This window comes from Mucilaginibacter sp. UYNi724 (assembly GCF_054057495.1).
In genome coordinates, this window is the sequence record NZ_JBSRZI010000010.1 from 177,569 (window position 1) to 197,088 (window position 19,520).

General features: G+C 42.2%; 21 protein-coding genes. 13 read left to right on the top strand and 8 right to left on the bottom strand.

Annotated features, from left to right (window positions below; genetic code table 11):
• Positions 1 to 2: 2 nt before the first annotated feature.
• The 4 genes from ACVW0P_RS15525 to ACVW0P_RS15540 are packed head-to-tail and all read right to left on the bottom strand — an operon-like array spanning position 3 to position 5,733.
• Complete coding sequence (locus tag ACVW0P_RS15525) at positions 3 to 1,139, bottom strand: restriction endonuclease subunit S (protein ID WP_457132900.1); 1,137 nt, start codon at positions 1,137 to 1,139, stop codon at positions 3 to 5.
• Positions 1,123 to 2,730, bottom strand: a complete 1,608-nt coding sequence (locus ACVW0P_RS15530) for an N-6 DNA methylase (protein ID WP_457132901.1) — start codon at positions 2,728 to 2,730, stop codon at positions 1,123 to 1,125. Before ACVW0P_RS15530 ends, ACVW0P_RS15525 begins: the two co-directional genes overlap by 17 nt.
• Before the next feature lie 38 nt (positions 2,731 to 2,768).
• Positions 2,769 to 3,944, bottom strand: a complete 1,176-nt coding sequence (locus tag ACVW0P_RS15535; RefSeq protein WP_457132902.1) for a hypothetical protein — start codon at positions 3,942 to 3,944, stop codon at positions 2,769 to 2,771.
• A complete protein-coding gene (locus tag ACVW0P_RS15540; RefSeq protein ID WP_457132903.1) occupies positions 3,937 to 5,733 on the bottom strand; it encodes an AAA family ATPase in 1,797 nt (598 codons plus the stop codon). Before ACVW0P_RS15540 ends, ACVW0P_RS15535 begins: the two co-directional genes overlap by 8 nt.
• A 108-nt stretch (positions 5,734 to 5,841) precedes the next feature.
• On the opposite strand from ACVW0P_RS15540, the gene ACVW0P_RS15545 reads away from it, so the two are divergent.
• The 3 genes from ACVW0P_RS15545 (at position 5,842) to ACVW0P_RS15555 (ending at position 7,323) form a co-directional block, all read left to right on the top strand.
• Entirely contained in the window at positions 5,842 to 6,603 is a 762-nt protein-coding gene (locus ACVW0P_RS15545) for a hypothetical protein (RefSeq protein WP_457132904.1), read from the top strand.
• Positions 6,604 to 6,777: 174 nt separating this feature from the next.
• Positions 6,778 to 7,047, top strand: coding sequence for a helix-turn-helix domain-containing protein (locus ACVW0P_RS15550; RefSeq protein WP_457132905.1), 270 nt, complete (start codon positions 6,778 to 6,780; stop codon positions 7,045 to 7,047).
• A gap of 12 nt (positions 7,048 to 7,059) precedes the next feature.
• On the top strand, positions 7,060 to 7,323 hold the full coding sequence (locus tag ACVW0P_RS15555) for a helix-turn-helix domain-containing protein (RefSeq protein WP_457132906.1): 264 nt from the start codon (positions 7,060 to 7,062) through the stop codon (positions 7,321 to 7,323).
• A gap of 11 nt (positions 7,324 to 7,334) precedes the next feature.
• On the opposite strand, the gene ACVW0P_RS15560 is transcribed toward ACVW0P_RS15555, so the two are convergent.
• A complete protein-coding gene (locus ACVW0P_RS15560; protein WP_457132907.1) occupies positions 7,335 to 7,586 on the bottom strand; it encodes a hypothetical protein in 252 nt (83 codons plus the stop codon).
• Between the two features lie 273 nt (positions 7,587 to 7,859).
• On the opposite strand from ACVW0P_RS15560, the gene ACVW0P_RS15565 reads away from it, so the two are divergent.
• The 7 genes from ACVW0P_RS15565 (at position 7,860) to ACVW0P_RS15595 (ending at position 12,743) form a co-directional block, all read left to right on the top strand.
• Positions 7,860 to 8,237 carry a plasmid mobilization protein gene (locus ACVW0P_RS15565; protein ID WP_457132908.1) on the top strand — a complete coding sequence of 126 codons (378 nt, stop codon included), beginning with the start codon at positions 7,860 to 7,862 and terminating at the stop codon, positions 8,235 to 8,237.
• Positions 8,227 to 9,207, top strand: coding sequence for a relaxase/mobilization nuclease domain-containing protein (locus ACVW0P_RS15570; protein WP_457132909.1), 981 nt, complete (start codon positions 8,227 to 8,229; stop codon positions 9,205 to 9,207). Before ACVW0P_RS15565 ends, ACVW0P_RS15570 begins: the two co-directional genes overlap by 11 nt.
• Positions 9,208 to 9,248: 41 nt before the next feature.
• Entirely contained in the window at positions 9,249 to 9,851 is a 603-nt protein-coding gene (locus ACVW0P_RS15575) for a hypothetical protein (protein ID WP_457132910.1), read from the top strand.
• A 160-nt stretch (positions 9,852 to 10,011) separates the two neighbouring features.
• Positions 10,012 to 10,215 carry a helix-turn-helix transcriptional regulator gene (locus ACVW0P_RS15580; RefSeq protein ID WP_457132911.1) on the top strand — a complete coding sequence of 68 codons (204 nt, stop codon included), beginning with the start codon at positions 10,012 to 10,014 and terminating at the stop codon, positions 10,213 to 10,215.
• Positions 10,208 to 10,531, top strand: a complete 324-nt coding sequence (locus ACVW0P_RS15585) for a HipA N-terminal domain-containing protein (protein ID WP_457132912.1) — start codon at positions 10,208 to 10,210, stop codon at positions 10,529 to 10,531. Before ACVW0P_RS15580 ends, ACVW0P_RS15585 begins: the two co-directional genes overlap by 8 nt.
• 2 nt (positions 10,532 to 10,533) lie before the next feature.
• Positions 10,534 to 11,457, top strand: coding sequence for a HipA domain-containing protein (locus ACVW0P_RS15590; RefSeq protein WP_457132913.1), 924 nt, complete (start codon positions 10,534 to 10,536; stop codon positions 11,455 to 11,457).
• Positions 11,458 to 11,786: 329 nt separating this feature from the next.
• Entirely contained in the window at positions 11,787 to 12,743 is a 957-nt protein-coding gene (locus ACVW0P_RS15595) for an HNH endonuclease (RefSeq protein WP_457132914.1), read from the top strand.
• Between the two features lie 107 nt (positions 12,744 to 12,850).
• On the opposite strand, the gene ACVW0P_RS15600 is transcribed toward ACVW0P_RS15595, so the two are convergent.
• Positions 12,851 to 13,345: a hypothetical protein gene (locus ACVW0P_RS15600; protein WP_457132915.1), complete on the bottom strand. Its 495-nt coding sequence runs from the start codon at positions 13,343 to 13,345 to the stop codon at positions 12,851 to 12,853.
• 14 nt (positions 13,346 to 13,359) lie between these two features.
• Positions 13,360 to 14,412, bottom strand: a complete 1,053-nt coding sequence (locus ACVW0P_RS15605; protein ID WP_457132916.1) for a helix-turn-helix domain-containing protein — start codon at positions 14,410 to 14,412, stop codon at positions 13,360 to 13,362.
• Positions 14,413 to 14,543: 131 nt separating this feature from the next.
• Here ACVW0P_RS15605 and ACVW0P_RS15610 point away from each other — a divergent pair, with 131 nt between their 5' ends.
• Genes ACVW0P_RS15610 through ACVW0P_RS15620 form a run of 3 tightly spaced genes read left to right on the top strand, consistent with a single transcriptional unit; the run spans position 14,544 to position 17,550 of the window.
• The gene (locus ACVW0P_RS15610; RefSeq protein ID WP_457132917.1) at positions 14,544 to 14,717 is read left to right on the top strand and encodes a hypothetical protein; all 174 of its coding nucleotides are present in this window, start codon (positions 14,544 to 14,546) and stop codon (positions 14,715 to 14,717) included.
• 2 nt (positions 14,718 to 14,719) lie between these two features.
• Positions 14,720 to 15,844 carry an SAVED domain-containing protein gene (locus ACVW0P_RS15615; protein ID WP_457132918.1) on the top strand — a complete coding sequence of 375 codons (1,125 nt, stop codon included), beginning with the start codon at positions 14,720 to 14,722 and terminating at the stop codon, positions 15,842 to 15,844.
• A gap of 2 nt (positions 15,845 to 15,846) precedes the next feature.
• On the top strand, positions 15,847 to 17,550 hold the full coding sequence (locus ACVW0P_RS15620) for a cyclic GMP-AMP synthase DncV-like nucleotidyltransferase (protein ID WP_457132919.1): 1,704 nt from the start codon (positions 15,847 to 15,849) through the stop codon (positions 17,548 to 17,550).
• A 63-nt stretch (positions 17,551 to 17,613) separates the two neighbouring features.
• Here ACVW0P_RS15620 and ACVW0P_RS15625 read toward each other — a convergent pair whose 3' ends face one another.
• Positions 17,614 to 18,831 (bottom strand): site-specific integrase, encoded by a 1,218-nt coding sequence (locus ACVW0P_RS15625; protein ID WP_457132920.1) that lies wholly within the window; start codon positions 18,829 to 18,831, stop codon positions 17,614 to 17,616.
• Between the last annotated feature and the right edge of the window lie 689 nt (positions 18,832 to 19,520).

Sequence of the window (19,520 nt, forward strand, 5' to 3'; positions counted from 1 at the left end):
TATTAGCACGCTATCATGTTATTTGTATCATTGATCTTGTCACAAATCCCTTTTATTAAAATAGTACAAAGTGGTTTCAGTGCCTCTTTCAGTTGAACATTAATTTTTTTTCGAGTTTGCAGGGTATGATAAATAGTAACAATTGCCTCTTGAACCTCAATATTGGGGATAGGAAGTTTAACACGGCACATTTCGGCCCAATCAAAAGTTTCCCTAGCACTTCCCCAAGAGTTAAATCGAACATAACGATCAAATTCTGAACGTTGAAACCATAAAAAAAGAAATTCCGGTAGTAAAACCCTGCTGTCCTTTACTTTGAATACGATATAAGTACTTGAAACCAGGCCAGGCGAACCATCTAATAATGCTACTGATATTTTTTCTCCGTTTCTAGATGTTACTGTTACATAACCAAATTCTCTTTCTCGCACTACTTTATATGAAGCTAGGCTAAGGTTTGTTTGATTTGAATTCGACGAAATAAATTTTTTATTTACGCTAATGCCAAGTAAATTGTCAATTTTTAAATCGCTGTTCCTCTCATCGCTTTGAACAATATATCCTCCAAGGGTTTTACTTTCTTCACTTTTAATTAAATTTTCAATATAGGTATCGCAAATTAATTGCAAATCTATGAGGCTAGTTTCGTATACCTTTTGGTTTTTTAATAGCCCTTTATATAAAGAAACGATTGATTGTTGCTCATCGAAACTAGGTATTGGCAATTTAACTTTACACATTTCTTCCCAGTCGAATGTTTCTCTGGCACTTCCCCAGGAATGAAATCTAGCATACCGATCAAATTCTTCACGTTTAAACCAAATGAAAAGATATTCTGGAAGTAATTCTGTTTTATCTTTTACCTCAAATACTGTGTAAATACTTGAAACGATACAAGTTTTTTCATCATTTAGTGCCAATGCGACTCTTTCTCCTCTACGAGAAGTGTCAGCTACATAAACAAATTGGTCTTTATCGACGATTTTATAATTAAATATATCCACACCACTCATATTCGCGACAGACTTTATCAATTGCTTACTTGTGGAAACACCCCTTAGTAATTTGACTTTTCGATCGTTGTTCCGAATATCAACTAATTGAATATAATCACCTAACGATTTAAAATTCGATGGCATATCCTAATTCATTAAAAGCTTTAATTAATTGTCTTTGAGATTTAACTTCTTCTGTCATTAATACCTTGAACTCTTTTTGAATTCTTCGCATTTCCTTATCGAAATCAATATTACTGTCTCGGTCTTTAAACTCAATATACTTACTTGGCAACAGTGAAAAGTCATTTTCCTTTACCTCCTCAAAGCTTGCGGAATAGCAATATTCAGGGACATTTTGATATTTTTCGAAAAATGTTTGCTGCTGCCAATGATGGAAATTATCTGAAACCGTTATTATTTCATTTGGCGTAAGCTCAATATATGATTTCTCATATTCAGCGCCCCATTTTCTTAAGTCAATGAATAAAATTTCATTTTCGCGATTCCGGAAATTCTTTTTTTGCTCGTTTATTTCTGCATACCGTTCCTTTTTGTTTTTGTTTATAATCCATAGCGTTACACTAATGTCCGTAGTATAAAAAATCTCGCGAGGTAAAGTAATTATTGCTTCAACCAACTTGTTTTCTATGAGCCGTTTCCTGATTTTATATTCTTCGCCAGCACCAGATAAGGCTCCGTTGGCCAAAATAAAAGCCGCAACTCCGTTTTCGGATAACTTAGAAACCATGTTCAAAATCCAGCCGTAATTAGCGTTACTTACTGGTGGCACATCGTAACCTCGCCATCTCGGGTCATCGACCAATTCAGTCGGTGCGCGCCAATCTTTTTGATTAAAGGGCGGGTTAGCCATTATATAATCAGCCTTCAAATCAGGATGTTGATCTTTGCCAAAAGTGTCATTTGGTACAGCTCCAAGATTAGCAGCTATTCCACGTATAGCCAAATTCATTTTAGCTAACTTGTAAGTTGTAGGAGTGGATTCTTGACCATATATTGATACTTCTTTCTTATTACCATGATGACTTTCAATAAATTTCACGGATTGAACGAACATGCCTCCTGATCCACATGCAGGGTCATAGATAATACCCTTATACGGTTCAATTAACTCTGCAATAAGATTGACAATTGTTTTAGGCGTATAAAATTCTCCTTTGCCTTTGCCCTCTGCAATTGCAAATCTTCTTAAAAAATATTCGTAGACCCGGCCAACTATATCATGACCTTTGTCCTTAATTGTATTTATATTGTTAATCGTGTCCAATAACGCCGCTAACTTACTTATATCCATATTTAACCTGGAAAAATAATTTTCCGGAAGCGCCCCCTTTAATGATGGATTGTTTTTTTCGATTGTGTGCAAGGCGGTATCAATTTTTAGCGCTATATCGTTTTGCTTTGCATGTTCAATTATAAAGCCCCAACGTGATTCCTCAGATAGATAAAACACATTCTTCTGGTTATAAAATTCTTTCATTTCCATGAAGCGCTCTTTGTGTTCTTGAATCAATTCCTGTCTGCGTTCTGCAAACTTGTCGCTAGCAAACTTTAAGAAGATTAAACTTAATACAACATGCTTATATTCAGAAGGTTCTACAGTTCCGCGGAGTTTATTCGCACTTTCCCATAGGGTTTCCTCAATTGATTTTTGCTTCTTTTCTTTTTTGCTAATTGTTTTTATCGGCTCTTCTGCTTCCACTTTATCTATCATTATAAGCTATAAAAGTACAACTTCTGTTAAAATTCCAGCTATGTTTTAATGGTCTTGAATTCGGGCAATTTTTTGGTTACGATATCTTTGGTCAGTTTGGCCAGCGGGCGCTTATTGAATTCCTTCTCATCGAAATAGTTACCAAAATAAAAACGATAGAATTCCTGGTCGTTGGTTTGCATTTTATCGAATAAACCCCTTAATGAGCGAGCATACCAGGAACTGGCCTGATCTGTTTTCATCTGTAGTTCACCCACTACATCGGCATGGGACTGATAAATCTCCTCTAATTTAAATATGGTCATATTGCCGTCTGTCTTACTTCTTTTCCTGCCTTTACACTGTAGGTATTTCGGATCGCGCGTAGGTAAGTGACAGGTTAGTTTGACCTTGAAATTATCAGGATGGCTTTTGTCCTTATGAAGGTTCTTTTGATCATAATCAAATGTGACCTGCTCGTCAAATCCATATAAATAAGGATGTAAATGAGTCTGTAGCGAAAATTCCTTTTTGCCTTTTAAAGAAGAGTTGCACAATGTACAGGATGGTACGAGATTGTAAAAACTTAGGGCCAGGAGCGGATGCCTGGCCTGATCAAAGAAATGATCAAAGGTCGGGCGGATAATCTTTTTTCGGCCAGGCTTGGTAATAACAGTAGAGGTATAAGACCTATTACAATACGGACACACATTTACTTGTAAACTTTCGGCCAACTGGTAAGCATCATAAGTGTATTTTTCCTTCGATGTAAAATCATCGTAGCTGATGATCTGGGCTAATAAAGGTTTTACGACACTCATATCCAACGCGGCCAAATTATAGCCAGCTTCCAATTGCAATAGCCTTGCGGGTAAAGCGGTCAATAAATCCTCAATCGCATCAAAAGCCAATAGATTATTAAGCAAGCTGATCAATAGTACATGATGTGTTCGGAAATAGGGTTTGCACAACGCGGCATTTTGGATTTGGGCCCAGTGCGCTTGTTGGGTCATGGCCTTAGGGGCAATTAAATAGGGTTTTAATTGAGCGGTTATAGTTCGAATACCCAAATTTGGAGCGTCGATAGGCAGGTCCGCTAAGCTTTTAACTGCAAGCCCGTTCATCACCTGTAAAGCGGTTCGGTGTAGTTTTAATCTCTCCGCCACCCCCGGCTTTAAGCCGTCGCGGTGCGCTTGGATCAGCAAGGGCAAATCGTCGTGTTCTATCTTAATCATTTTTGCGGGAAATGAGGAGTTCTAATTCTGAACGTTTTAGCGCAATTATTTTATCCAATTCAGAGATCGGCGCACCGGCGATCAGTTTTTCAAGCAGTTTAGCGCGAAGAAAAGGCTCTCCGATCATTTCTACGCGCAGCTTATAATCGTTATAGGCATCTAAGGTAAATTTTTCTGCCTTGAAAATTTCATTAGCGAGTTGGTCGATCTTCACCCTTGCAAATTCTCCCATTAAAGAATCTTTCATAAAAAAGCGCTCTAAAAATAATTGGTGAATATTGGCCCCGAAGGTTTGTTCGCTACTGCTTAGCTTATCCCGTATCTGTGTTTGGTCGTTGATTTTTTCCAATAAAATGATACAGTTACTTGGCAGGTCGGAGACAATAAATGGGGAATGCGAGGTGAGGATCAATTGTATTTGACGTTCCCGAAATTCTTTGTTCAAAAAGTCGAGCAGGGTTTTTAAGAACATCACCTGCCAATGAGGGTGCAATGAAATCTCTGCTTCATCAAGTAAAATAACCAGGTTTCTTTTTAGGTCTTTTTTTGTCAAGCCATTCAACCGCGCAAACAGACTAAAAAAGGCATGTTCTCCGCTACTAAGGCTATTTTGTCCCCAACGGTCGCGTGCAAATCTAAAATCAAGTGCTTGCGTGATCATTTCGTTTTCTAGATACACATCGAAAAAACGGTTAATGCGTTCTAAAGGGTCTTTAAGGATATTGATGTAAAAGTCACGCTGATTATTTGAAATATGTTCTGGGCCAATGATCAATCGATCGGCCAATGAAAGCAGGGTAGCAATACGCTCAACTTTCGCGCCGACTGCATCTCTTAATAATTCATCAATTTTTGTATTTACTTTTTTGCTAAACTCTTGAACCATTTGCAACGAAAAGGCTGTGTCGGATTTAAGAAATGACTCTAAGCTCTCTAGAATAGGTCTTGAAAAAAAGGATGGGCTGGTACTGATGCTAAAATTAGCGTGGTTAAGCAAGTTTAGTAACAATGCCTTGAACATATTGAACAAGAACAGATCTTTTTTGTTGGCGCTACTTTTAGGCTTTAGAAGGTCCAGATTTTTAACTATATCACCGTTATAAACCAGTAGGTGCTCTTCATCGACATCACTGAGAGAAATGACCAAATATTCTGGAGGACCCACCAACAATTCTTTATGCTGGTACTTGCGATATAATCGTACCTGCCGATTTAATTCGCTTTTATTATGTATCCTAATCGTTTCGTCAAAGGAAAAATGCTGATCCTGATTTATCCGCGCGATGGAGTCGTTTCGCAATAAATAGCTAGTAGAAATATTTTCTTGGCCTTGTAATTGTGTCGCCGTCGTGTCTCCAGATTCTAAGTTAAATGCATCAAAGTGATTGGCATAGAAAATGAAGGAAAGTTGATCCTTCAACGCCCCTATATCATTTACTTTTTTGAACACCTTTTGGTCATAGACCACCTCCAGGCCGGCGCTGTACAAGTAATATTTTTTTCCATCGCCGTAGATGACCAACGCGTCTTTTATTTTGCTGTGATAACCGCTAACCAGATTTTCCATTAGTTGTCGTAATGCATTGGTTTTTCCACTGCCGTTCTCGCCAAAAATACCGGTCACTTGCTTAATGTTTTCGCCAAAGAAGTTGTCTATATAGTTTGCTGCCGGATTAATTGTTAACTGCTTAGTTTCGTGCGCGTAATGAAATCGATCCTTGTTGCTGAGGTTAAAGCCCAGGTTTTTAAGGTTGCGGTAGGACTTTGTCCAGAAAAAAAGTAATTGCATAAGGAAATTTGGTGTACTAAGCTACCAAATAATAATTTAAGACAGCGCACTCATATTGCCACCTTTCAAACATTGGAAAAGCTTATTTTTGAGTAAATTCACCTAACTATGAGCGTAACATATTTTAAACCCCGTGACCGTTTTGATTTTGCGCAGGACACTTTGGACTTAGGCAATCCTTTAAGTTGGGATAGAGCACAGTTTTTAAAGCACTTTTTTAAAAGGGTATTTGCCATTGATGTTGATCGCTTAGGAATTTTTTACCAGCGTCATCTGACTTATTATTTAGCTAATCATCACGATGGTACAGAAGAGATATTCTTTAAATATTTCTGGTCACTCATCGAAAGGCAGCTAAATGTATTATTGAATAAGGATGTGTATGATAAGAACCATTTACGTAACGAGCATGAAATAGCACGACTACAAAAATTTACAGAACTGCTGATTCCGCTTGACCGTTGGAATTTTCATAAATCCAATGATGCAGTAATAGCGCAGCAGGATTCTGAAATATATGTCCTTAGACAAGAGATAATCCAATTAAAAGCCGACCTTAAGAAAGCAACCGCACTGGAAACCGAGGGTTACATCAATATTCCAGACGGTTACCGCAATGCCGTTTTGCACCTGCATTTGCAAATGCAGGAACTTAAAACACCCGAAGGCAAAGAACTGATGTTTTCACAAACACAAAGTGTTTGGACAAAAATGATCTCTAAGTATTTCCGTGAGGGAGATAAGGAGATCAACCACGAAACTATACGCCGTTATTTCCCCAGTGATAAGCGGGAGCCGGGTGATAAACATGCCGATATTCCAGCAAAATCAAAGCTGTTTACGATCAATCCTGCAAAAAAGAGAAGCTGATTTCTTGTTTTGCCAGTCATGTAGCAGGTTGTTTTGCCAGCATAGTCTTAAACTGGTAACCAATACTTTATAAACGCTTTTAACTTTCCTTAAACCACTCCATTTTAACCACGCAGATTTGCGTGGTCAAGAAACCCACAGGATATAGCACACATTTGTACCAAAACAAATGCTATGCAGATCATTAACCACGAGGCCCTTAGCCAATGCATTAGGGATGCAGTCAGGGCAGAACTACAACAACACTTTAAAACAGGCGGCAACTCGCCGCCGGATTCAGAAAAACTTTTATCCAAGCAGGAACTTGCCGCCGAACTTGGCGTGTCACTGGTTACTCTAACCGACTGGATGAAAAAAGGCTTGCCCTATTTACGCCTGCATAAACGGGTGTACTTCAAAAAAAGTGAGGTACTGAGTGCCATGCAACAAACAATTAAAGATTAAAAGGAGGAACAGATGAATTTGGAAATTATCACGAAAGAAGACCTGGCAGTGTTCAAAAACGAATTGCTCAACGAACTTAAACAGCTCATGCAGCCGGGGCAAGGACAATCCAAAAAGTGGCTGAAAAGCAGCGAGGTCAGGAAGATGCTGAATATATCACCTGGCACCTTACAGAATCTGCGCATTAATGGCACCCTCCGCTTTACCCGTATCGGCAGCATTATGTATTATAAACTGGAAGACATCAACAAGCTACTGGAAGGAGGTGTCAAATGAAAAGCAATCTCTTAACAGTAGAACTGGCCGCCTATGGTGGTTTGATCAAACGGATGGGCAAAGATCACAGTATACTGGCAACTCATGTCAGCTTGTTTACGGCGCTCTTTATCCAATGGCAGCGCAATGGTTTTTACAGTCCTTTTGCAGTTACCCGCAAAGAACTTATGACTCACAGCAAGATCGCGTCCACTGCCACTTACCACAAGTGCGTCAGGGAACTCGACGAGTACGGCTACATCCGCTATCAGCCTTCTTTTCACCCGGCTAAAGGAAGCCTGGTGTATTGGCCGGATAACCTTGAATCATCGAAGTAAAGAAGCGGCGATCAGCGCCTGGCTCACAGCAACACAGCCAGACAGCGGAACATCAGGTACGTCCAGCTACTTTGTAGCTGGACAGCACGAGGAGCATAAGCGACGAAGTGGAGCGAGTTAATGTTTTTGCTATACAAAAACCCGGATACACCCTTGCGGGTGATCCGGAACTCGCTCCCGTTGGTCGGTTTTTTTAAGAATCAGGAAGGAAATAAACACATGAAAGCAACTGCTGAAAATAACAATTTACCAAAGAGGCGGACACCGGGAAGGCCGAAGAAAACGATTCGGCGAAGCGATCTTTTAATGGTGCGGTTAACGCCTACGGAAAGGGCCCTGATTGAAGGCCGAGCAAAGAACGCCGGGCTGAAACCGAGTGAGTGGTTTCGCCGGGCTGCTAAAAGCGTCAAGGTTTTTCCACGCTTTACCGCCGAAGAAAGCGGCTGGTTCAGGATGTTGGCAGGACTGGCGAACAACCTGAATCAACTTACCCATCTGGCACATGTGGCAGGACTGGTTTCCCTGGCTTTAAAATGCCAGGCTATGCTGAGGCAGATCGAAGAATTATTAACTAAAATCAGTAGCCATGATGGGTAAGCCAATTACGGGAAGAAGCTTTGGTGGCTGTATCCGCTATGTGGTAGATAAGCAACAAGCTAAGATACTGGCAGCTGAAGGCGTGCGGATGCAGAACGCCAGTACCCTGTCGCACGACTTTAACCTGCAACGGAAGATGCGGCCGGAATTGGGCAAAGCAGTCGGACACCTGGTGCTTAGTTGGAGTAAGGAAGATCTGGCCAAGCTGAGTGATGACATTATGGTAGAACGGGCAAAGGAATATATGGGAAAAGTAGGTATTCGTGATACACAGTATGTAATCGTTCGCCATAGCGACCGCGCTCATCCGCACCTTCATTTGATCTATAACCGGGTAGACAATAACGGAAAGACGATTAGTGATAAAAACAACTTCGCTAAAAATGTCAAAGCCTGTAAGGAGATCACCCTAAAGTACGGCTATCATTTAGGCGAAGGCAAAGAGCAGGTTAACCGCCAGGCATTGAAAGGCAAAGAGAAGATCAGGTATGAACTCTATGATGCCATTAAAGCTGGTATGAAAACGGCAACCACTTGGAAAGAGCTGGAAGCGGCACTGGCAAAAGAGGGTATTAAGATCGCCTATAAATTCCGCAGCGGTACCAGCGAAGTACAAGGTGTTTCTTTTGAAAAAGGCGACATCAAAATGAAAGGTTCTGCCATTGACCGTAGTTTGAGCTATGCTCAGATAGACAAGACTTTAACCCGCAACCAGCAGGTAGAGCAATACCACGCAGCAAGGCAAGCCAACGAACCATCATTGGCCAGCCAGTTACGTGAAGCCATCCGGCAAAGCGTACAAGCGGAGTACCACCATAGTCCTGATGGTGGTAAAGGCTTGCTGCAAATTTTATTGGAACCGCAATTTGTTGCAGCGGCCCCAGACCCAATGGGCGATGCAGATATAGCCCGGCGAAAAAGAAAAAAACATGAAGCAGAGCAGTCCCAATCTCAGGGAGTAAGCAGGTAGGAATCAATTAAACTATTGGATGAACTTTAAAATTAAGTGTTATGCAAAATGAAGAATTAGAGGAAAAGGTAACGATGCTGGAAGAGTTGATACAGGGCTTTGTTGCAAGAATAAATGTTGTAGAAACCGAAATGCCGGAATTTCTAAAAACCTTTTTACAGCAGTACAAGGAAGCATTAGATAGGATTGCCGCCCGCATTGAAACGGCTAATAAACGCTACGATGATGCGAAGATCCAGCAGCAGATCGACGAGGTAAAAAAATTGGTAGCTACTGTGCCTAAAGTGATAGGGGTAAAAACCAGTCACCACTTCGGGGCCTGGTCAAAAGGCCTGATCATTGGTATTGTTATTTGTTTTTTGGCTACATCCTTATCCGTTGGCACGGCCTTATTCCTGAATCATCAAAATGACAGGCTTAACGATGAAGCTTATAATTTCTGGCTGGTTAGGGCGCTTTACCCGGACGTATCCAAAACCATCGAAAAAAAGTTAACGGAAGACCCGAAGAGTTTAAACCAACAGGCAGAAAAAGCGATGGAAAAGCAGGAGGCGGTTATGGCAGCTCAGGCGCAAGCTGAGAAAGCGGATAAAGAACTGAAAGCGGCAAGGAATAAACTTGAAAAAGTGAAGTCGGATAAGTAGATGTATTTTAAGAATGATGCCGAAGGCGTCAAAACGTAATTGATTTTTAAACCGACTACTAACCCCGATAAGGTATAATACTGACGTCAATAGTAAATATAATCCCGATTGGGTATAATTACTAAATTTAATTTATATTTGTACCCGAAAGGGTATAAATATGTTATCGGAATATTTAAAGAAAAAAAGGAAATCGTTAAATCTTACACAAGAAGACCTGGCGGCAAAGGCAGGTGTTGGGCTTAGGGTTGTTCGTGAGATGGAACAGGGGAAACCAACATTACGCATGGATAAAGTGAATCAGGTCTTGAGCTTATTTGGCGCAGAACTCGGGGTGGTATTAAAAGCAAAAAACGATGAGTAGAAAAGGTTTAGTTTATTTTCAGGACGCGCTGGCTGGTGTGCTTGCGGAAACTGATGATGGTTACGAATTTACTTACCAGGCGGAGTACTTGGAGCATAAGGAGGCAAAACCGGTAAGCTTAACGCTGCCATTGTCAACCCAGAAATATGAAAGTAAAGTATTGTTTGCCTTTTTTGATGGCTTGATACCTGAGGGCTGGCTATTGGATCTGGCAACAACACACTGGAAGGTCAAAAGCAATGACCGGTTTGAATTATTACTATTAACATGCAGGGATGCAATCGGAGCGGTGACGGTTGTTCCCGAAATAGATTAGCTATGGCAAATTGTTGGTTTTGTTATCAGGATGCAGGTGAGTCGTCTTATCATGAAAAGTGCTCGAAGCGTTTTTTCGGTACGGCTAAAGTACCCGAGCTGGAATTGAATAATAAACTTTTGAAAACGTTGGCCGAACAAACCATCAACGAAAGGATCGCTGTGACCGGAGTTCAGCCTAAACTTTCTGTGACGCTCGAAAAAACGAAGGGACACAACCGGCTGACTGTAGTAGGGCTTTGGGGAGAATACATACTTAAACCACAGCATCCTGATTTTCCGGAAATGCCGCAATCAGAAGATCTGACCATGCATTTGGCGGGCCTGTTTAAAATGCCTGTTTGCGATCATACTTTAATGGAGGCGTCAGATCGCAGCCTGGTTTATCTGGCCAAGCGATTTGACCGGGTGAAAGGCCACAAAGTTCACATGGAAGATTTCTGCCAGCTTTCTGAATTTTTAACGGAAAATAAGTACAAGGGATCTTATGAAAAGATCGGCAAGCTTATCCTAAAATACTGTACGCAAACTGGTTTTGATGCACTGACTTATTTTGAACTGGTATTATTTTCTTTTTTGACAGGCAATAATGATATGCACCTGAAAAACTTTGCTGTGCTGTATGGGGACGAAGGCGTAAGCTTAAGTCCCGCATATGATTTGCTCAACGTTAATCTCGTTAATCCAGCCGACGATGAAGAACTGGCCCTGACAATAAACGGCAAAAAGAAAAGAATTAAATTAGCTGATTTTGATGCGCTGGCCAAAAATATGAATATCCCTGAAACCGCCGTTAGGAATACGTATAACAAATTTTCTTCCGGTAATAAGGAAGTTAAAGAGATGATCACGGCATCTTTCCTAAGTCCCGAAAAAAAGGAACTATACCTTGAAATTTGGAATAAAAAGCAACAGTTGTTTAATTAACAGGCCGCAGGTATACATTGTGGGGTTTTCCTTCTGGTGAAGGAAAAACAAAAATTCTTATTCCCCGCACTCGCGAAGATAGCCCACGCCGGAATCAAACGTCAAGGGTATACAAGCGGGCCGTTGTGTACGCTTTCAGCGGTTGGCCCGCCCTTGACATTTGATCCGGCTAAGCGCTTTTGTTGCTTAAGCGTTGAATAAGGCTCGGTTGTTCACAAGCGCTCAAACCGTAAGTCCTTACATTGCGAACAGGACAGTATGTTTCTCATGTAACTCAAAGTGGCGAACTAATTTTAAATTTTATATTTGAATACGCTGTAAGGAACCGAATGCCGAACTTAAACGATTACCTGCCTAAACTTACTCACCTGAAGCGTGGGATTACAAAGTATGGCTTGGCACCACATAAACCAATTTTGCTGATAACCCTGCTTGAATTGATCGATAAGGGCCATATTACGGATAACCGGGTTTTTGTCGATACGGATCTCGTCGGTATATTCCAGGAAAATTGGCGGTTATTAATTAGCACCCTTCATCAACCGGATTTCACACAGCCATTCTTCTACCTGCAAAGTGAGAATGTAGGAAATAAACCCATTTGGCAGTTAATGGCCAAACCTGGTTGTCAGATCAACGCCCATATTAAAAGTGTCAATACGCTGATCCAGGTTTTGGAATACGGACATTTCGATCCTGAATTGTTTCAATTGCTGGCTGAACCAACAGCCCGGCAGTCTATATTGTTGGCTTTGCTTTCTACCTATTTTCCAGAAACACAGCAGGCTTATTTTAACAACAAGCGATCAGGTAGGGGATATTATCACGATTTACAGGATTATGTATTGAATGAACCGGAGGCCCAGTATAAAACGGTTAGAATTGAAACGGAAGAGGATGTGTTCGTTCGTGGAGGTTTGTTTAAGAAATTGATTCCAAAAGTTTATAACAATACTTGCTGCATTACCGGGATGAGATTGGAAAGTACGTTTGGTCACAACTTTATTGATGCTTGCCATATTACACCGTTCAGCGTAACTCATGATGATAAAGTTAGCAATGGTTTGGCGTTGTGCCCTAATCTGCACCGTGCTTTTGATCGTGGATTAATAACGGTTGATTCGAACTATTTTGTAATTACCTCCAGGCATATCAGCGAGGACGTCATACACACTTATAGTCTCAATCAATTAAAAGGGAAAAAGCTCATTTTGCCATCGGTTCCGCAATATCGACCGGCATTGGAAAATCTCGAATGGCACCGCGATCAAATTTTTAAGGATTGAGTTGCAGACTTTATAGCCACCGAAATAATTAATGGAGTAACTTACATGGCTGTTAAGTCGGTCGCTATTTGTGATTTAATGGTATAAATATATTTGACTGCTCATCGCTATTTCCATTTTTTAAGCCTTTTAAAAATTTCCTCCGCTGGAAGGCGGTCATTATAGGACATCAGCTTTTCCAGCTTTTCTACAGCCATAGTTTTAGGGATTAGTTCCAGAGTAACAATCTGGTCGAAAACCCAAATTAGCCCATGTACCTCCAACCCTTTTTTCTCACAATGCTTTCTTAATTTATTGTCGCCCGAAATGACAAGGCAGGCCAGTTGCCTGGCGTAGAAAAACACGGTACGGTCAGCCGGCTCCAGCCCGGCGGGAAATTCCAGCGAAGCGATCTCCGCTATTTCGTCCCAGGAAAAATCATAGATGGTTAGTTGTCCAGCGCTATGATAAGCGACCAGAGTTTCTTTTTGGCGCGTGGTTAGCTGGTCAAATACTTCGCGGGTCGTATGAATTTCAATATCCAACCCGAACAGGTACCCGATGAGCTCCAAAATAATAAGGTCGATAAATATGTTGGCATCGGTAACGGCTAATCGGTTCATTTTCGCGGTAGGTGTCAGGAATTATAATCCAGGAATTGCTCGCGAAAATCACCGAGTGTCATATTGTTGAGTGCCGCCGCCTTGGTGGTGGAGATGACCTCCTGCGCGATACCGCGTATCAGCAATTGGATAAATCGGTCGGACTCCTCCCGGCCCGCATAGCCGTCTCTTTCAATTTTTTTCAGGTTTTGGTTATACCGGATCATGAAATACTTCATATAAGATTCCGAGATCAGACCCAGCACCTTTGCCCGGTACATGATCGCCGAAAGCGCGATGCCGTAATTCTTTTTAATAAACTGCAGCTCCTTGGTAAACACGGTCACACGTTTGCCACCAAAATATTCTAGCAGCTTCTCGTCAGGCAGCAACATACCGCCCGCAAAGGCATCGCAAAAACGCTCGCATTGCTTTTCCTCAAACCCATCCAGTTTCAGGTACAGGTGGGCCAGTTCATGGAGGATGGTAAAGCGTTTACGCACCATCGGGATATCCTCATGGTTGTTAAAGACGATGACGGCGACTTCATTTTTGATAATGGTGGACATCCCGGAAAAAGACGGGTCCGCCTGAACACTATATACTTTGATATTATGCTCTTCCAGTAACTCCACGCAATTATAAATCGGATCGTTGCCAGCTTTTAGGATTTCGCGCATAGCAGTGACAGCGCCTTTGATATCCGCCATGTCGGTAATAACATATGAGCGGAGCGCAAAAGAGGCGCGGTCGGTAATACCCAGCAGGTTTTCCAGTTCAAGATAGCGCTCCAGGTATTCCTTAGTGGTGCTCACCACGCGGTCCTGTTCCTTAACGGGCAGCTTTTTCAATTTACGGAATTCCACCTGATCAAGCTCGACCGAGGCATCCTTGAAAAAATAGTCAAGGGTGACACCCAAAGCGGTGCACAGCTTCGATAAAATTTCACTGCCAGGAGATTGCTCACCAGTTTCTAAACGGTTAAGGGCCTGTTTAGACAGAGCGCCTTCCAGCCGGTCTGATAGCTCCTGCAATGAAAGCCCATTCATTTTACGGGCATTCTTTAACCTTTCAGGAAATTGCTTCATAAGTAAATATAGGCCATAAAGATAGGGTTATTTGCAAGTTTTCAACATTCCGGACAAATTTATAAAATAATTCTGTTTTGTCCAAGTGTTTTCTATAGCTTTGTGTTGTAACAAATCTAATATAGTTTATTATGGCAACAAATGGAAAATCCGGCGACGGACACAGACAGGGAATGGTAAGGGAGCGCAGTCAAGCTTATAACCCGAAAACAGAAACATGGACAAAGCGGGATGCAAATACCGGCAGGTTTATGGATGGCAAAGCGGACGGTACTCCTTTTAAAGGTGTGAGAAAAGAAAAGTAAGGATGTCAGTAGCCACGATTTCGCCAAAAACAAAAATGATGCTCTGGGGCAAGGCCGCGGGACGCTGTCAGTATGAGGGTTGTAATGATCTGCTCGACCTGGACCTGGTTACCAAGTCTGCAATGAACGCTTCTTATATCGCCCATATTTATGGTGACCAGCCGCTTGGCCCTAGGTATCATGGCGAATATTCGGTAAAACTGGCAAAGGATCTTTCTAACTTGATGCTGCTTTGTGACCGCCACCACCGTAAGGTGGACCGGGAAGAGGTAGCGGACCACCCGGTGGAACGCCTGCTGGCCATGAAACAAAAGCATGAGCTAAGAATAGAATTGCTAACATCGTTAATCCCCGAAATGCAGAGCCACGTGCTCTTATATGGCGCTAATATCGGCGCTCATGGCGCGCCGCTTTGCTTTAAGTCGGCTGCGCAAGCGATGTCCCCTTTACGTTACCCGTCATCCAGCCGCCCAGTTGAATTGGGTTTGGGTAACTCTTTGCTGGAAGACCATACGCCGGAATATTGGGCAGCGCAGCAGGATCACCTGGTTCAGTTATTTGACCGCTATGTGCGACCATTGATCGGAACGGATAAAACGCAGCACTTCTCCATATTTGGACTAGCACCTATGCCGATGCTGATAAAACTCGGGACATTGATCTCGGATATTTCTGAGGCGGATGTTTACCAGCGCCACCGAGAGCCCGCTACCTGGCAATGGCAGGAAGAAGATGAAGAATTTGAATTTGAATTGATTGAACCTGAAAATAAAACCAATACCCCGGTTTTAAAGCTTTCGCTGAGTGCTGCGATAAGTGACGAGCGCGTAGCGCCGCTGTTTACGGACGGGTGCAGTATCTGGGAACTGACTCACCCGCTGCCGCATAATGATTTTTTGAGGTCGGCCCAGCACCTTAAAAAGTTCCGGGTAATCATGCGCAAAACATTTGACCGCATAAAAGCCAGTCACGGCCCACAAACCGTAGTGCACCTGTTTCCAGCGATGCCGGTATCTGCAGCCATAGAATTGGGCCGGGTTTACATGCCCAAAGCCGATCTGCCCTTGGTCGTTTATGACCAGCAAAATAAACACAAAGCATTTATACGTACGATACAATTGAATTAGTGATGAGCGAATTATCTTATTTTGAAAAACAGGAACTAGGCAGCATTTTAGAAAGGCTGGCCGCAACTATCGATCTGACCGAGGCGCAATACCGGGAAGCCAATGAAAAATATACCGCGGTGGGGAATTTTATCTCCCATCCAAATTGCAGCCTCGCGCCTTATGACCCCAAGCTCGTATCGCAAGGTTCCATGCGGATCGGTACTGTAGCCCGTCCCGCCGACGAAAACTGCGAGTTTGATGTGGACGGCACCTTGCGTTTGCAGATAAAACTGCCTGTGACCCAATACCAGTTGAAAAAGCTGGTCGGGGATTGTTTCAAAAGTAACGCGACCTATGAGCGTATGCTCATCGAAAAAAACCGCTGCTGGCGGCTGAAATACCACCAAACTTCCCGTTTTCACTTGGATGCGGTGCCTGCTATACCCGATGACTTCCAGTGGTTGCTGGATTTGGGTGTGCCTTATCGTTATGCCTGCCACGCGGTACGCATCACAGACAAACATCATCCGCATTACCAAGTGCTTTCATCGGACCTGCCGAAGAGCAACCCCGAAGGCTATGCGCTTTGGTTTTTGGACGTGATGAAAATACAGGCGGACGCCATCCGTATGAAATTGGCGGTTGAACTGAAAGCATCCGTAGAAAGTATACCGGAATACCGCGTTCGCACTCCGCTCCAACGCGCGATACAACTGATGAAGCGCCACAGGGACATCATGTATAGCGACAGTGATCTGAAACCTATTTCGGTCATTATTACTACGCTCGCGGCGCGGGCTTATGTAGATGTCATGCGCCAACATCCCGGCGGCTTGTTTTATGATATTGTCTTGGAGATCGTCCGCAAAATGCCGGATTATATCATGTTAAGGAATGGGGTGAAATGGATCGTTAACCCAGTAAACCCCAACGAGAATTTCGCGGACAAGTGGCACGCCGACAAGAAGCTGGAAGAACATTTTTATAAATGGCACAAAGCCTTTCTCGATACGCTGCTGCACGATAAACTGGTGAAAAATTATGCGGAGAAAACCGATTATCTGCGGCTGTCCTTCGGCACCCGCACCGTTAACCAGGCGCTCAATACCTATGGTGAAGTGAGTGAGGAAAAACGAAGGATTAAATTGCAGGAGACCGCCACTTTATTGGCAGCGGGCAGCGCCTATACAGGGCGCACCGGCCAGATCATAGCGCAGCCAGTGGGTGTAGCCAATCAGCCACACGGTTTCCATTTTAAAAAGGTGATACGTATACCCCGAAAGCGGGACTACCGCTATGCCTACCTCACCAGCCAGCAAAAGCAAATCGAAAAATATTATGATTTCCTGAAGTGCCGGATCGAAAAGAACGTACTCAAATGTACTGGTTGGATTCAGCCAGAAGGATGTAAAGAAGCTTATAAGATACTGATTGAATATGTGGTCGGCCGTGAACCTAAAACGACCATTCTACACCCGGATATTCAGCCGAGTAAACATATTCATATGTACTGCGATAAAAGCCTTTGCCTTTGTTATGCCAAAGATATTAAGTGGAACGAGCGCACCGATGTTTATGCCTATACCGTTCCATGGGTTGCGGAGTGGTTGGTTTATTATGATTTGTATTTGATCAATGGGCATCAGTGGGAAGGCCCGGAGTCTCCAGATCATCTCACAGAGGCTACTATTAATGTGAATAATGATGAAGATGTGCAATTTTAGAATTTATATTCGTCCAATATAATAAAATCACCCACCGATCTAAGTCGGTGGGTGATTCTGAGCCTAACCCACTACTAACTTTTTTCTTAACTGCTGCATGTCCGAGCTAATCTTATGATCTAAGACCTTAGCGTATATCTGCGTAGTTTTGATACTGGTATGCCCCATCATCTTCGCGACACTTTCTATCGGTACGCCATTGTTCAGCGTTACAGTTGTCGCAAAGGTGTGCCGGGCGATGTGAAAGGTTAACGGTTTGTTTATTTTGCACAGGTCTGCGATCTCTTTGAGATAGGCATTCATTTTTTGATTACTCATCACCGGAAGCAAGGCGTCCTTTACCACACATTGCGGATGATTTTCGTAAGCATGAATAATTGATAAAGCTGTCGGCAATACCGGTATTCTTGAAAGCGTATCTGTCTTTTGCCTGTGGGTATAAATCCACAAATCACCATCAATACCTTTAACCAGCTCTGAGCGTTTTAGTTTATGTACATCCACATAGGCGAGACCTGTGTAGCAGCAGAAGACAAACATGTCTCTAACCGTGTTTAAACGCTCCACACCGAATTTCTTTTTACTTAGCCGGTCTAGTTCTTCTTTGGTCAATACCTCTCTGTGGACGGCCTTTTGTTTGGGCTTATAGTTCAGGTAAGGGTCAACTGCCAGCCAGCCGTTGCCCAGGCAGATACGAACGATCTTGCCTAAGTTCTTGATATACTTAATAGCGGAGTTGTTACCGCATTTGCGCACACTCCGTAGATAGTATTCAAAATCATTAAGAAATGCGAAGTTGATCTTCGTTACAGGAATATCTGAAATATTGTACTGCCATTGCATAAAGTCTTTGCAGTGCATCAGGCAGGTTTCATAACGTTGCAGTGTGCTTTTTTCAAACTCCTGCCCGACAAGACTTCTCATCTTGCCATTATGATCTTTAAAAATCGACAGTAGTGTACGATCCTTTTCTGCCTTGCCGACAAAACGGTTCTTGACGGTTTCTGCTGTTATCAATTCATCGGCATCTGACATTCTGCGCTGGAGCTCGTAGATTTTAAACTGAACATCGTCTAAATAAGCGTTCAAAGCCCTGGCATCTGCTTTTGAACCGTTGGCCCTACCGGCTAAAGCATCCCATCTTTCAGGATCACATTTTCTGCTGACGGCAAGTTCAGTGCGCTGGCCATCCACGGTAATTCGTAAATAAATTGGCATTTCACCTGATTGGTAATTTTTGGGCTTTCTCAGGGAAAAAAGCAAAGTGAGTGTAGTTCTCATAACTTTTGATTAATTAAAAGTGAAACAAAATTGATTAATTAATCACTTGGAATCAAGATGTTCAAGCACTGAACATCTTGTATATCAAATTATTATAAGAAAATTCGGGAGTTCAAAAGCAGACTTGTAAATGACTCCCGAATTACTCCCTTTTAGTATGCGAAAAGATGAATAATTTGGTATGCCCTGAAAATGAAAAACCCCTTAAATGATGTCATTTAAGGGGTTTTTACTGTTCTTGATATTGAAAAAGCGGAATGGACGGGACTCGAACCAGGACGCTATCGTAAAGACTATCAATAATTTATGTTTTTAAAATATGCCTTGGTAACCGATTAAGTAACCGAATATTTTAATTTCATTTGACTGGTTTTGAAAGAACTGTAATTTAAATATCGCTAAAATAAGCTTAATATCAAAATTAATTTCTGTATTTTAAAAGTTAAAGACTGTACTACCTTCATCACGTTTAACGTTTCAAGCACGTTTTATAAAACGACTATATTTCCATGTATTAAAAATTTAAAAACATCGGTACTACCGAAAAGCTTGTCAATTTAAATTAAATCTTTAAGGCAGTTTTGTACTTCAATCTGGATATACCGCTGATATTGACCACCCAATTCCGGCGGAATGTGACCAGTGATTCCGCGTCAAATTGACCACCCCATTCCGGGGCAAACTGACCA